Origin of the sequence: Lysobacter yangpyeongensis, assembly GCF_042655745.1 — a bacterium.
Taxonomy (GTDB): domain Bacteria; phylum Pseudomonadota; class Gammaproteobacteria; order Xanthomonadales; family Xanthomonadaceae; genus Agrilutibacter; species Agrilutibacter yangpyeongensis.
Genome location: NZ_JBHSNM010000003.1, coordinates 103,701 through 116,044 on the forward strand (window position 1 = coordinate 103,701; position 12,344 = coordinate 116,044).

The 12,344-nt window shown below is 68.6% G+C and carries 12 protein-coding genes; 7 read left to right on the plus strand and 5 right to left on the minus strand.

The genetic code is table 11. From position 1 onward, the window contains the following. Window positions 1–5: 5 nt before the first annotated feature. The 3 genes from ACFPN1_RS10775 to ACFPN1_RS10785 all read left to right on the plus strand — a co-directional run bounded on the left by ACFPN1_RS10775 (window position 6) and on the right by ACFPN1_RS10785 (window position 3,246). The gene (locus ACFPN1_RS10775) at window positions 6–1,055 is read left to right on the plus strand and encodes a ribonucleotide-diphosphate reductase subunit beta (protein ID WP_386754970.1); all 1,050 of its coding nucleotides are present in this window, start codon (window positions 6–8) and stop codon (window positions 1,053–1,055) included. Window positions 1,056–1,057: 2 nt separating this feature from the next. Further along, the gene (locus tag ACFPN1_RS10780) at window positions 1,058–1,450 is read left to right on the plus strand and encodes an acyl-CoA thioesterase (RefSeq protein WP_386754972.1); all 393 of its coding nucleotides are present in this window, start codon (window positions 1,058–1,060) and stop codon (window positions 1,448–1,450) included. Window positions 1,451–1,611: 161 nt separating this feature from the next. Then, on the plus strand, window positions 1,612–3,246 hold the full coding sequence (locus ACFPN1_RS10785) for an NAD+ synthase (protein WP_386754973.1): 1,635 nt from the start codon (window positions 1,612–1,614) through the stop codon (window positions 3,244–3,246). A 123-nt stretch (window positions 3,247–3,369) separates the two neighbouring features. On the opposite strand, the gene ACFPN1_RS10790 is transcribed toward ACFPN1_RS10785, so the two are convergent. Then, entirely contained in the window at window positions 3,370–4,212 is an 843-nt protein-coding gene (locus ACFPN1_RS10790) for a PhzF family phenazine biosynthesis protein (protein WP_386754974.1), read from the minus strand. A gap of 160 nt (window positions 4,213–4,372) precedes the next feature. Further along, a complete protein-coding gene (locus ACFPN1_RS10795) occupies window positions 4,373–5,251 on the minus strand; it encodes an outer membrane protein assembly factor BamD (protein WP_386755252.1) in 879 nt (292 codons plus the stop codon). A gap of 94 nt (window positions 5,252–5,345) precedes the next feature. On the opposite strand from ACFPN1_RS10795, the gene rluD reads away from it, so the two are divergent. From rluD to ACFPN1_RS10815, 4 genes are read left to right on the plus strand one after another with little or no spacing between them, the layout of a single operon-like run. After that, window positions 5,346–6,320 carry a 23S rRNA pseudouridine(1911/1915/1917) synthase RluD gene (gene rluD / locus ACFPN1_RS10800; protein ID WP_386754976.1) on the plus strand — a complete coding sequence of 325 codons (975 nt, stop codon included), beginning with the start codon at window positions 5,346–5,348 and terminating at the stop codon, window positions 6,318–6,320. Window positions 6,321–6,324: 4 nt separating this feature from the next. Then, window positions 6,325–7,098, plus strand: coding sequence for a peptidoglycan editing factor PgeF (gene pgeF, locus ACFPN1_RS10805; RefSeq protein ID WP_386754977.1), 774 nt, complete (start codon window positions 6,325–6,327; stop codon window positions 7,096–7,098). Continuing rightward, a complete protein-coding gene (locus ACFPN1_RS10810) occupies window positions 7,095–7,631 on the plus strand; it encodes a DUF4166 domain-containing protein (protein WP_386754978.1) in 537 nt (178 codons plus the stop codon). The genes pgeF and ACFPN1_RS10810 overlap by 4 nt, the downstream gene beginning before the upstream one ends. Beyond that, window positions 7,621–8,034: a thiol-disulfide oxidoreductase DCC family protein gene (locus ACFPN1_RS10815; RefSeq protein ID WP_386754979.1), complete on the plus strand. Its 414-nt coding sequence runs from the start codon at window positions 7,621–7,623 to the stop codon at window positions 8,032–8,034. The genes ACFPN1_RS10810 and ACFPN1_RS10815 overlap by 11 nt, the downstream gene beginning before the upstream one ends. 61 nt (window positions 8,035–8,095) lie before the next feature. Here ACFPN1_RS10815 and otsA read toward each other — a convergent pair whose 3' ends face one another. The 3 genes from otsA to otsB all read right to left on the minus strand — a co-directional run bounded on the left by otsA (window position 8,096) and on the right by otsB (window position 12,332). Further along, window positions 8,096–9,460 carry an alpha,alpha-trehalose-phosphate synthase (UDP-forming) gene (gene otsA / locus ACFPN1_RS10820; RefSeq protein ID WP_386754981.1) on the minus strand — a complete coding sequence of 455 codons (1,365 nt, stop codon included), beginning with the start codon at window positions 9,458–9,460 and terminating at the stop codon, window positions 8,096–8,098. Between the two features lie 289 nt (window positions 9,461–9,749). Continuing rightward, window positions 9,750–11,525, minus strand: coding sequence for a glycoside hydrolase family 15 protein (locus ACFPN1_RS10825; protein ID WP_386754982.1), 1,776 nt, complete (start codon window positions 11,523–11,525; stop codon window positions 9,750–9,752). Between the two features lie 39 nt (window positions 11,526–11,564). Further along, entirely contained in the window at window positions 11,565–12,332 is a 768-nt protein-coding gene (gene otsB / locus ACFPN1_RS10830; protein ID WP_386754983.1) for a trehalose-phosphatase, read from the minus strand. Window positions 12,333–12,344: the final 12 nt, after the last annotated feature.

A 12,344-nucleotide genomic window follows, 5' to 3' on the forward strand; every position in this document is an offset into this window, starting at 1 on the left:
CCTCCATGTCCCAGCCCGAAGCATCTCTCGTTTCTCACTCCTCGTCACTCACTCCTCGCCTCCTCGACCCCGGCTTCGCGCTCACCCTGCGACCGATGCGTTACCCCGCGTTCTACGAGATGTACAAGGACGCGATCAAGAACACCTGGACCGTCGAGGAAATCGACTTCGGCATCGACCTCAACGATCTGCGCCACAAGCTGACGCCGGCCGATCGTCACCTGATCGAACGCCTGGTCGCGTTCTTCGCCACCGGCGATTCCATCGTCGCGAACAATCTGGTTCTGAATCTCTACCAGCACATCAATGCACCCGAAGCGCGCATGTACCTGTCGCGCCAGCTGTACGAGGAAGCGTTGCATGTGCAGTTCTACCTCACGCTGCTCGACGCCTACATTCCCGATCCGGCGCGCCGCGCCGAAGCCTTCGACGCGATCGAGAACATTCCCTCGATCAAGGCCAAGGCCGAGTTCTGCTTCAAGTGGATGGATTCGATCCAGTCGCTGCACCGGCTGGAGACGCGCGAACAGCGCCGCGCCTTCCTGCTGAATCTCATCTGCTTCGCCTGCTGCATCGAAGGGCTGTTCTTCTTCGCCGCGTTCGCCTACGTGTGGTTCCTGCGTTCGCGCGGGCTGCTGCCGGGATTGGCGGCGGGGACGAACTGGGTATTCCGCGACGAATCGGGCCACATGGCGTTCGCGTTCGAAGTCATCCATACCGTGCGCAGCGAGGATCCGGACCTGTTCGACGCCGGTATGGAGCGCGATGTGCGCGCGATGCTGCGCGAAGCGATCGAGGTGGAAGCCGGCTTCGCCGCCGACGTCCTCTCTGGCGGTGTCAATGGCCTGTCGCCGCGCGAGATGCGCCAGTACCTCGAATACGTCGCCGATCTGCGCCTGTCGGCGCTCGGTCTCGCGCCGGAATTCGGCGCGAAGAATCCGTTCCCGTTCATGGACCTGCAGGACGTGCAGGAGCTGACCAACTTCTTCGAGCGGCGCGTGTCCGCCTACCAGGTGGGGATCAGCGGCGCGGTGGCGTTCGAGGAGGCGTTCTGAACATGCACGACGCACCGCCGCGGGAAGCGCGGTTGTGGGAAATCGTGTTTCCCGACGACGCCAACCACCTTGGCACGCTGTTCGGCGGCCGCGCGCTGGCGTGGATGGACAAGGCGGCCTTCATCGCCGCCACCCGCTACGCGCGGCATACGGTGGTGACGGCACGTTCGGAGCAGGTCGATTTCCACGTGCCGGTGCGCCAGGGACAATTGGTGGAACTGGTGGCGCGCGTGGTCGATGTCGGACGCAGCTCGATGCAGGTCGAGGTCGAACTGCATACCGAGGACGCGCACGCGGGCACACGCCACCTGTGCACGCGCGGCCGCTTCGTGATGATTGCGCTGGATGCCAACGGGCGGCCGGCCGCGGTGCCGTCGCCGGCCGCAACGACGTAACGACGTAACGCATCCGTAGCCCGGGTAAGCGCAGCGCACCCGGGAGCTTCGGCACGTCACGCAAATCCGGGTGCGGCCTGCGGCCTTACCCGGCCCACGCCCAGGGCAGGGGACCCGCCACGCCGCAGTAGAATGCGCGCACACGCAGGCTGGAGCAGGGCATGACGTTGCGGATCGCGATGGCGCAGTTCGATTTCCCGGTGGGTGCGGTGGCGAAGAACGCCGACCGCATCATCGAGATGATCGAAGTCGCGCGTGAGGAACACGGCGCGGATGTCGTGCTCTTCCCCGAACTGGTCCTCTGCGGCTACCCGCCGGAAGACCTGCTGCTGCGGCCTTCCTTCCTCGCCGACTGCGAGGCGGCGATCGCCCGGATCGCGCAGGCCACCACCGGCATCGTCGCCGTGGTCGGCTGGCCGCAGGCGGCCGGCGCGATCGTCTACAACGCCGCCAGCGTGCTGCGTGACGGCGCCATCGCCCAGACCTACCGCAAGCGCGAACTGCCCAACTACGCGGTATTCGACGAACGCCGCTATTTCGACGTCGATCCCGACCGCGACAACTGCGTGTTCGAGGTAAACGGCACGCAGGTCGGGCTGATCATCTGCGAAGACCTGTGGTTCCCCGAACCGATCGCGCAGACCGTGGACGCCGGCGCGCAGGTGGTGCTGGTGCCGAACGCCTCGCCGTTCGAACGCGACAAGCACGTGCAGCGCGACCAGTTGCTGGAACAGCGTGCGCGCGAGACGGGCGCGGCCATCGCCTATCTCAACGTCGTCGGCGGCCAGGACGCGCTGGTGTTCGACGGCGCCTCGGTGGTCGCCGACGGCGATGGCACCGTGCATCCGGCGGCTGCGGCGTTCACCGACCAGTGGCTGGTGGTCGAGCTCGACGAGCAGTCGCGCCGCTTCACGCCGGTGCAGTGGATGGATGACGGCGACGAGAGCCGCGATGCACTGGCCTGGCGCGCGGTGGTGCGCGGCACGCGCGACTACTTCAGCAAGAACGGCTTCACCCATGCGTGGATCGGCCTGTCCGGCGGCATCGACTCGTCGCTGGTGCTGGCGATCGCGGTGGACGCGCTCGGCGCGGACCACGTCACCGCCGTGCGCATGCCTTCGCGCTACACCGCCGGACTGTCCAACGACCTGGCCGAGGAACAGTGCCGCACGCAGGGCGTGCGCATGATCACCGTGCCGATCGAGAAGCCGTTCCAGGGGTTCCTCGATGCGCTGTCGGAACAGTTCGAAGGCAAGCCCGTCGACGTCACCGAGGAGAACCTGCAGTCGCGCAGCCGCGGCGCGATCATGATGGCGCTGAGCAACAAGTTCGGCGGCCTGCTGCTGACCACCGGCAACAAGAGCGAGTACGCGGTGGGCTACGCCACGATCTACGGCGACATGTGCGGCGGCTACGCGCCGCTGAAGGACCTGTACAAGACCGAAGTGTTCGCGCTCGCGCGCTGGCGCAACACGGTGGGCGACATCGTGATCCCGCAGGGCGTGATCGACCGTCCGCCGTCGGCGGAGCTGCGCGAGAACCAGAAGGACCAGGATTCGTTGCCGCCGTACGACGTGCTCGACGCGATCCTGTATCGCCACGTGGACCTGGAGCAGTCGGGCGCGGAGATCGCCGCCGCCGGTTTCGATGCGGCGACGGTGCAGCGGGTCCTGCGGCTCGTGCGCATCAGCGAGTGGAAGCGGCACCAGGCGGCGCCGGGGCCGAAGGTGTCGCGTCGTGCCTTCGGGCGCGAGCGGCGGTATCCGATCACCAACGGGTATTCGAACGGACGCTAGCCCGCGGCCACGCTTCGGGAGGCAAAGTCGCTGGATCCGCGCGTTCGCGGGGATGACGGGCGAAGAAGCCGGGGATGAAGAGCGAAGCGAAGCAACGTCATCGGTTGCCCGCTCAGGGCAGGCTCACGCGGAAATTGCCACCGCCTGCCCGATGACACGAATGCCACCCTGTTCGGGAATATCGACCGTCAGCAGGCTCGGTCGTCCCATGTCGTCGCCCTGGCGGATCACCACCGTAGCCGGTGCGGTGACGACGCCCAACGCGCGCAGATAGGCGCCGAACGCCGCGGCGGCCGCGCCCGTGGCGGGATCCTCGACCACGCCGCCGGGCGGAAACGGATTGCGCGCGTGGAACAGGCCCGGTGACTCGCGCCACACCAGCGCGACCGTAGTGAGGTCATGCGCCAGCATCAGCTGTCGCAGCGCATCGTAGTCGTACGCGAGCGCGCGCAGGCGCGTACGCGTCTGCGCCGCAAGGATGAGATGACGCGCGCCGGCGAAGCCGATCCGCACCGGCAATGCCGGATCGAGTTCGTCCTCCTGCCAGCGCAGGGCCGCGAGCGTGCCCTGCAGCAGCGCGTCCGGCGCGACCTCGACATGCGGCTCGACACTGGTCAGCGTGGCGGTGATGCGGGCGCCATCGCGATGCGTGCGTACGTCGACTTCGCCCACGGGCGCATGCAGCGTCAGGGCCGCCGGTGCGCCGCGTTCGGCGAGTGCGACTGCCGCCGCGATGGTGGCGTGGCCGCAGAAACTGATTTCCCGCTCCGGCGAGTAATAGCGCACGTCATAGATGCCGTCCGCGCGCGGGAACAGGAACGCCGTTTCGGAGTAGCCGACCTCGGCCGCGATCGCCAGCATGCGCGCGGCGTCGAGTCCACGCGCATCCAGCACGACCCCGGCGGGATTGCCGCCGTCCGGCCTGTCGGTGAACGCGGCATAGCGGAGGATGTGGAGATCGCTCATGGCCCTGGGTTCGAAGGAAGGGCGTGCCAGTGTGGCCTGCCAGCCCGTGCGCGGGCGAACGCCGCATGCACACAGTGTTGCGCGCGCAGGCCCGGATTCCCGGCGCCCAAAAGCAAAACGCCGCCCGGAGGCGGCGTTTGCGCGGGCGCGAGGCGCGCGCTCAGTGCTTCTCGTTGTCCAGCGCCGACTTCTCGCCCGCGAAGGGATTGAGCTTGCGCAGGTTGCTCGGGTAATCCGGCCACTCGCCGCGCAGGTAGGGATGATTGGGGTCGTTCTGCTGCAGCACGCGCTTCGCATCGTCCGCGAGGGTCTTGTTGCCCAGGCCGGTGTAGGCCGCGGCCAGCGTCGCCACCGCATCGTTCTGGTACTTGCTCTGCGGGTAGGTTTCGAGCACGCGCTTGGCGCGATCGGCCGCGGCCACGTAGGCGGTGCGGCGCAGGTAGTACAGGGCGACGTCGAGGTCGTGGCGGGCGAACACGTTGCGCAGCTCGGCCATGCGCTTGCGCGCGTCCTCGGCGTAGCGGCTGTTCGGATAGCGCTCGGTGACGATCTGGAAATCGTTGTAGGCCTGCTGCGGTGTCGCCAGGTCGCGGCGGCTCGGATCCAGGCGCCACACCTTCTGCAGGAAGACGGTATCGCGGCTGGAATCGGCCAGGCCGCGCAGGTAATACATGTACGAGGTGTTGCGATGGGTCGGGTAGGTGCGGATGAAGCGGTCGATGCTGTTGACCGCATCGTCCTGCTTGCCGGCCTTGTACTGCGCGTACGCGGTCTCGACCAGCGCCTGCTCGGTGTACGGCCCATAGGGGTACTGCGCGATCAGGCGACGGAACACCACTTCGGCGCCGGCCCAGTTGCCGTGCGTCATCAGCTTGTGCGCCTTGGCGTAGAGCTCTTCGACCGGCTGTCCTTCGTTGGCGTTTTCGTCCTTGAACATGCCCTTGACCCGGGCGCAGCCCGAGCCGGCCAGGACGGCGATCAGCAGCAGGACGAGCAGGGCACTCGGGGCGATGCGGTTACGGCGGCTGTACGACGGCATGGGGCTCATGGGGCAAGGCTTGGACGGGACGCCGGAGGCACGAAACCCGGATAATAGCAGCCCGGCGATCCGCCCCCTGAACCAGAAGCCCTGCATGAGCGGCTCCGCTTCCACACACTCCGCCATCGTTCCCGACAGCAGCGCCGGGCGTCGCTTCGACGCCGTGCTCGCGGAACTTTTCCCGGACTACTCGCGCTCGCGCCTGGCCGCCTGGATCAAGTCGGGCGATGCCCGTCTCGACGGCCGGGAGGTGCGTCCGCGCGATCCGGTGCGCGGCGGCGAGACGGTGACGCTGTCGGTCGTGCTGGAGGTGCAGACGCACTCCGAGCCCGAGGACATCGCGCTGGACGTACTGCACGAGGACGAGCACGTCTTCGTCATCAACAAGCCCGCCGGCCTGGTGGTGCATCCCGGTGCGGGCAACCCCGCCGGCACGCTGGTCAACGCGCTGCTGCACCGCGACCCGGCGCTCAATGCCCTGCCGCGTGCGGGCATCGTCCACCGCCTCGACAAGGACACCTCGGGCGTGATGGTCGTGGCGCGAACGCTGCCCGCGCACACGGCGCTGATCGAGCAGCTGTCCTCGCGCGAGGTGCATCGCCAGTACCTGGCCGTCGTCGTCGGCGCGCTGGTGTCGGGCGGCACCGCCAACGCGCCGATCGAACGCCACCCGCGCGACCGCATCCGCATGGCCGTGCGCGAGGACGGCAAGGACGCGGTGACGCATTTCCGCCTGCGCGAACGCTTCCGCGCCCACACCTTGCTGGAATGCCGCCTGGAAACCGGCCGCACGCACCAGATCCGCGTGCACATGGCGCATCTCAAGCATCCGATCGTGGGCGACCCGCTGTATGGCGGTTCACTGAAATTGCCCAAGGGCGCGACGCCGGAACTCGTCGAGGCGCTGCGCGGCTTCAAGCGTCAGGCGCTGCATGCCGAAGTGCTGGAATTCGCGCATCCGGTCACCGGCGACCCGGTGCGTTGCAGCGCCCCGGTGCCCGACGACATGCGCGCGCTGGTGCGGGCCTTGCACGACGACGCGCTGGCGGCGAAGCGCGACGGTCGCTGAGCGCATGCACGCCGCATTCCTGCCGGCCGCCTGGCCCGCACCCAAGCGCGCCGATGGTCGCCGGGTGCACGGCTTCACCACGTTGCGCCACGGCGCGGGCACCTCGCGCGCGCCGTTCGACAGTTTCAACCTGGGCCTGCGTTCGGGCGACGAGGAGGCGGTCGTGCTCGGCAACCGGCGCCAGCTCGCCGAACTCGCCGGATTGCCGTCCGCGCCGCGGTGGCTGCGTCAGGTGCATGGCGCCGATGTCGTGCGCATCGACGGTGCCCTGGCCATGGACGAACCGGAAGCGGATGCCGCGGTGACGTCGACCCCCGGCATCGTCCTGGCGATCCTCACGGCCGATTGCCTGCCGGTGCTGTTCGCCGCGAAGGACGGCAGCGAAGTCGGCGCCGCGCATGCGGGCTGGCGCGGCCTGTCCGCTGGCATCCTGGAAAAGACCGTCGGCGCGCTGCACACGTCGCCCGATCACCTCATGGCGTGGCTCGGACCCGCAGCGGGACCGCAGCACTACGAAATCGGCCCCGAGGTGTACGACGCCTTCGTCGCACAGGACTGGGGCGCCGCGCGCGCCTTCACCAGCACGCGCCCACAGCACTGGAACGTCGATCTCTACGCACTGGCGCGACGCCGCCTTGAAAAGGCCGGCCTGCGCAGCGCCGACATCCACGGTGGCGCGCTGTGCACGATCGGCGATCCGCAATCGTTCTTTTCGCACCGTCGCGACCAGCGCACCGGCCGCATGGCCTCGCTGGTGTGGATGGATCCGGCGCGTTGAACGACGCCGCGATCACGCACCTGTTTCCGACGCTGCTCGGCGAGCGATTCCATGCCTTGCCGGCGCAGGTGCAGGCATTGCATCGGCGCGTTGGCACGCAGCACCTGCATGGCGAGGTCGAAGTCGTGCGCGGCCCGGGTTGGCTGTCGCGCCTGTGCGCCCGGGCGACGCGGTTGCCGCCCGCCGGGCGCGGTCCGATCGAGGTGGAAATCGTCGCGAATGCAGCGGGTGAACGCTGGACTCGCCGCATCGCCGGCCATGCGATGCGCTCGCGGTTGTGGGCGGACGGTGGCCTGCTGCGCGAGCGCCTCGGGCTGGTCACGTTCGGCTTCCGCCTGAAGGTCGAGAACGACGCGATCGTGTGGCGTGTGGTGCAGGTCAGCGCGCTTGGCGTGCCGCTGCCGGCAGCGTGGTTCGCGGGCGTGAGCGCACGCGAGTTCGGGCAGGAGGATCGCTACTGTTTCGACGTCGCCGCCGCGTTGCCATGGGCGGGGCTGCTGGTCCGTTACCGGGGATGGCTGCATGTCGATTGATGCCGATTCGCGTGCGATCGTGGTCTTCGACGGTGTGTGCGTGCTGTGCAGCGGCTGGGTGCGGTTCCTGCTGCGCCGTGACCGCGACGCACGCTATCGCTTCGCGGCGATGCAGACCGGGCGTGGTCGCGACCTGCTCCTGCTCCACGGTCTGGATCCGGACGATCCGGTGTCGTTCCTGCTCGTCGATGAAGGCCGTGCCTGGAGCGATACGGATGCGATTTTCCGCGTCGTGGCGGGGCTCGGAGGGCCCTGGCGCCTGGTCCGCCTGCTAACGCTCATCCCGCGGCCGTGGCGCGACCGCGCGTACCGCCGGCTGGCGCGCAACCGCTATCGCTGGTTCGGACGGCACGAGGCCTGCGTGCTGGTGCAGCCGGGCCACGAGGAGCGGTTCCTCGTCTGATCATCTGCTTCCGAGTCCGACTGGCGATCCGCTGTTTCACGGATTCTCCGGAGTTACCCGCTCACGCCGCGCGCAACGTCGCCAGGAAGTGCTGCCGCCATGCGGTGATGTCGTGGTGGCGCAGCCGTTGCATCATCGCCTGCCAGCGCTCGCGCCGTTCCTCCAGCGGCATCGCGGCGGCGGTGGCGATGGCGTCGGCGACGCCGTCGAGGTCGTAGGGATTCACCAGCAGCGCCTGCTGCAGTTCGCGCGCGGCGCCTGCGAAACTCGACAGCACCAGCACGCCCGGATCCTCGCCGTCCTGCGCGGCAACGAATTCCTTCGCCACCAGGTTCATGCCGTCGCGCAAGGGCGTCACCAGCGCGACGCGCGCCAGCCGGAAGAAGCCGGTGAGCGAGGCGTGCGGGTAGTTGCGGTTGACGTAGCGCACCGGCGTCCAGTCGGCGTCGGCGTGCTTGCCGTTGATGTGGCCGGCGAGTCCTTCCAGTTGTTGCCGCAGCGTGCGGTACTCGGGCACTTCACCGCGGGAAACCGGGGCGATCTGCAGGTAGGTCATGCGCCCGCGCTGCTCGGGATAGAGCTGCAGGTAGCGCTCGAACGCGCGGAACCGTTCGGGTAGTCCCTTCGAATAATCCAGCCGGTCCACGCCGATGGCGAGCGCGCGTCCGGACAGACTCGCGGTCAGGCGCTTGACGCTGGCCTTGCCGACCGCGCGCGCGGCGAGATCGCTGATGTGCGCGGTGTCGATGCTGATCGGGAACGCACCCGCGCGCAGGCGCCGGCCTTCGGCCGTTTCCAGCACGCCGTGCTCGACCACGCGGCCGCGGCCGAACAGTCGCACGTAATCCTGGAAGCGCTCCAGGTCGCGCTCGGTCTGGAAGCCGACGAGATCGTAGGCCGACAGGCCTTCGAACAGGCGCCGGTGATCGGGCAGGGCGGCCAGCAGATCGGAGGATGGCATCGGCACGTGCAGGAAGAAGCCGAGCCGGCAACGCACGCCGCGTTCGCGCAGCAGCTGGGCGAGCGGGATGAGGTGGTAGTCGTGCACCCACACCACGTCGTCGTCCTGCAGCAACGGCGCCAGCCTGTCGGCGAATAGCGCATTGACGCGCAGGTAGCCCGCGTACATCTCGCGGCTGTAGTCGACCAGGTCCATGCGGAAATGCAGCAATGGCCACAGCGTGCGGTTGGCGAAGCCGTGGTAATAGTCGTCGCGATCCTGCTCGGACAGATCGACCGTGATGTAGCGGATGTTGCCGGAGAAGGTCTCGTGCACGCGTCCGGATTCCTCCGCGACGCGACCGCTCCAGCCGAACCACAGGCCGCCGCATTCCTCCACCGCCGCCTTCAGCGCGATGGCGAGGCCGCCCGCGCGCGCTTCGCCCGGCAGCGCGACGCGATTGGACACGATCACCAGCCGGCTCATGACGGACTCCCCGACAGCGCCCGCGCATGCGGGCTTCGCCGCATGCGTGCATTCGTTCGCCTGGCCTGCAGGGCGGTTACGAAGCCGGAGATCCCCTGGCTTCGCGCGATTTTCGCGTGCATCCGCTGCACGCAAGATCCGCTGCACATGTTTTCAGGAAAACACGATTGCGGTGCGAAGACAAGTTCACGCATGCAAGCGATGCGCGCATGTGCGGTGCTTCGCGCTGCGCACGTGCGCAGCGCGTCGACATCGTCGGGCGGGCTTCGCGAAGGTGGAACGGCAGGCATCACACCGCGTCGCGCCAGGGTCGCGACAGGCGCATCGCCGCGATGATCAGGCCGACATGCGAATAGGTTTGCGGAAAATTTCCCCACGCCTCGCCATCGAAGCCCAGGTCCTCGGACAGCAGGCCGAGTGGATTGCGGCGTGCCAGCAGGCGTTCGAAGATCTCGCGCGCCTCATCCTTGCGATCGATGGCCGCCAGCGCATCGATGTACCAGAAGGTGCAGATGGTGAAGCTGGTTTCCGGCACGCCGAAATCGTCCGGCGCGGTGTAGCGGAACAGTGCATCGCCGCGCTTGAGCTCGCGACCGATGGCCTCGACGGTGGCGATGAAGCGCGGATCGTCCGCGGCGACGAAGCCCAGGTCGGCGAGCAGCAGCAGCGAGGCGTCGAGACGGTGGCCGCCGAACACATCGACGAAATGCCCGCGTTCGGGATCGACGGCGGCGGCCATGATGCGCGCGTGCATCTGTTCGGCGCGCGCGCGCCAGAAGGCGGCACGCTCGGGCAGGTGCAGGTGCAGGGCGATCCTGGCGAGGCGGTCGCACGCGGCCCAGCACATGACCGACGAATAGGTGTGCGTTTCGGCGCGGCCGCGGAACTCCCACAGGCCGGCATCGGGCTGTTCGTAGAACTCGAACGCGCGCTCGCCGATCGGTTCCAGACGCGCGAAGTGGGTGGCGTCGCCGGGCCGGTTGAGGCGCTGGTCGAAGAACAACTGCGTGGAGGCCAGCACGACGCTGCCGTAGACGTCGTGCTGCTTCTGCAGCCAGGCCAGGTTGCCGCGCCGCACCGGCCCCATGCCGCGGTAGCCGGCAAGGGAGGGCACCTCCTCCTCGGTGAGTTCGCTTTCGAAGCCGATGCCGTACAGCGGTTGCAGCGCGCCGGACTCGAACGTGGCGAGGTTCGACAGATAGCGCAGGTAATCCTCCATCGTTCGCGTCGCGCCCAGGCGGTTGAGCGCGCGCACGACGAAGGCCGCATCGCGCAGCCAGCAGTAGCGGTAGTCCCAGTTGCGCACGGTGTGCGGCGCTTCGGGGATGGAGGTGGTGATCGCCGCGACTATCGCGCCGGTGTCCTCGTACTGGCACAGCTTCAGCGTGATCGCGCTGCGGATCACCGCTTCCTGCCATTCCAGCGGGATCGACAGGTAGCGGGTCCATTCGCGCCAGTAGTCGATCGTGCGCTCCTCGGCCAGGCGCACGTACGGACCCACCGGCTGGGTGAGGGTTTCGTCGGGACCGAGCACCAGGTGCATGTCGCGATCGAGCACGAACGGCAGCGCGTCGCGGACCATGCGTACCGGCACGTCGCTGGTGAGGCGCAACGTGTAGCCGGACAGCAGGAAGCGCACGTGGTTGCTGCCCCAGGTGATCTCGGGAATGCGCGCGCCGTAGTCGGCCAGTGGTCGCAGCAGCACGCGGATGCGCGGGCTGCCGGAGAGCGGACGCACGCGGCGCATCAGCATGATCGGCCGGAAGAAGCGGTCGTGGTGACGCCAGCGCGGCGCGAAGTCGGTGACTTCCACCGCGCCGCCGTTGCCGTCGCGCAGCACGGTGCGCAGCACTGCGGTGTTGGGAATGTAGTGCTGCTCGCTCGCGACGCAGTCCTGCAGGTCGATGGTGAAGTCGCCGCCGTCGCTGCCGGTCGGCGAGAGCAGGGCGCAGAACGCCGGATCGCCGTCGAACGCCGGCACGCAGCCCCAGACGATGCGCGCGCTGGCGTCCACGAGTGCGGCGACGCTGCCGTTGCCGATGATGCCGAGGTCGAGCGTGGACATGCGCAGGGATCCTTTCGCCGTGGGCCGCTCCGGCCGTGATCAGGTCACCGCCGCTTCGCCCGCCAACGCGAACGCGGCTTCGCGCAGCCACGCGCGCACCGCAGCGGGGTCGTGCAGCGCATGGGTCGCCGCGCTGCCGGCGCGCGCGCCCACCAGCACGCTGATGCCGTGGCGCGCGTTGACTTCGTCGAAGCCGTGTTCGTCGGTGAAATCGTCGCCGATGAAGACCGGGAGGCGCCCGTGGAAGCTGCCGGTGTCGAGCAGCGCGGCGATCGCATCGCCCTTGTCGTGGCCGTCTGGGCGAAGTTCGATCACGTCGCGTCCCAGCTGCAGGCCGTAACCCGGCAGGTCGATCAGCGCCGAATTGGCGAATTCGTGCAGCGGTTCCTCCGCCACGGGCGCATTGCGCCAGTGCAGCGCGATGGTGATGCCCTTGTCTTCCACCAGCGCGCCGGGGTACTTGGCGACGAGGTCGCGCGCCGCGGCGAGGACGGTGGCCAGCTCGTGCGGGGGCGCGTGGCCTGCACCGGGCGGACCGCGCCGTTGCAGGCCGTGAAGGCCGATCGCGGGCAGCTGCAGCGGCGCGAACAGCGCGTCGAGATCCTCGATGCGACGGCCGCTGACCAGTGCCAGCGCGCCGTCGAGGGCCTCGTGCAGGCGTTGCAGGTCGTCGACGAGATCGCCGGGCACGTGCACGCCTTCGGGCGTGTGCGCGAAGTCCAGCAAGGTGCCGTCGACATCGAAGAACAGAGCCCACCCGGCCTGGGGCAACGGTGGGGGCGGCAGGCGATTGGGGTCTGCGCTCATGCACGCCATTGT

What these genes read in the sequence shown, in the direction of transcription:
- ACFPN1_RS10775 (WP_386754970.1), top strand. Translation starts at nt 6, where the DNA reads ATGTCCCAGCCCGAAGCATCTCTCGTTTCTCACTCCTCGTCACTCACT.
- ACFPN1_RS10780 (WP_386754972.1), top strand. Translation starts at nt 1,058, where the DNA reads ATGCACGACGCACCGCCGCGGGAAGCGCGGTTGTGGGAAATCGTGTTT.
- ACFPN1_RS10785 (WP_386754973.1), top strand. Translation starts at nt 1,612, where the DNA reads ATGACGTTGCGGATCGCGATGGCGCAGTTCGATTTCCCGGTGGGTGCG.
- ACFPN1_RS10790 (WP_386754974.1), bottom strand. Translation starts at nt 4,212, where the DNA reads ATGAGCGATCTCCACATCCTCCGCTATGCCGCGTTCACCGACAGGCCG.
- ACFPN1_RS10795 (WP_386755252.1), bottom strand. Translation starts at nt 5,251, where the DNA reads ATGCCGTCGTACAGCCGCCGTAACCGCATCGCCCCGAGTGCCCTGCTC.
- rluD (WP_386754976.1), top strand. Translation starts at nt 5,346, where the DNA reads ATGAGCGGCTCCGCTTCCACACACTCCGCCATCGTTCCCGACAGCAGC.
- pgeF (WP_386754977.1), top strand. Translation starts at nt 6,325, where the DNA reads ATGCACGCCGCATTCCTGCCGGCCGCCTGGCCCGCACCCAAGCGCGCC.
- ACFPN1_RS10815 (WP_386754979.1), top strand. Translation starts at nt 7,621, where the DNA reads ATGTCGATTGATGCCGATTCGCGTGCGATCGTGGTCTTCGACGGTGTG.
- otsA (WP_386754981.1), bottom strand. Translation starts at nt 9,460, where the DNA reads ATGAGCCGGCTGGTGATCGTGTCCAATCGCGTCGCGCTGCCGGGCGAA.
- ACFPN1_RS10825 (WP_386754982.1), bottom strand. Translation starts at nt 11,525, where the DNA reads ATGTCCACGCTCGACCTCGGCATCATCGGCAACGGCAGCGTCGCCGCA.
- otsB (WP_386754983.1), bottom strand. Translation starts at nt 12,332, where the DNA reads ATGAGCGCAGACCCCAATCGCCTGCCGCCCCCACCGTTGCCCCAGGCC.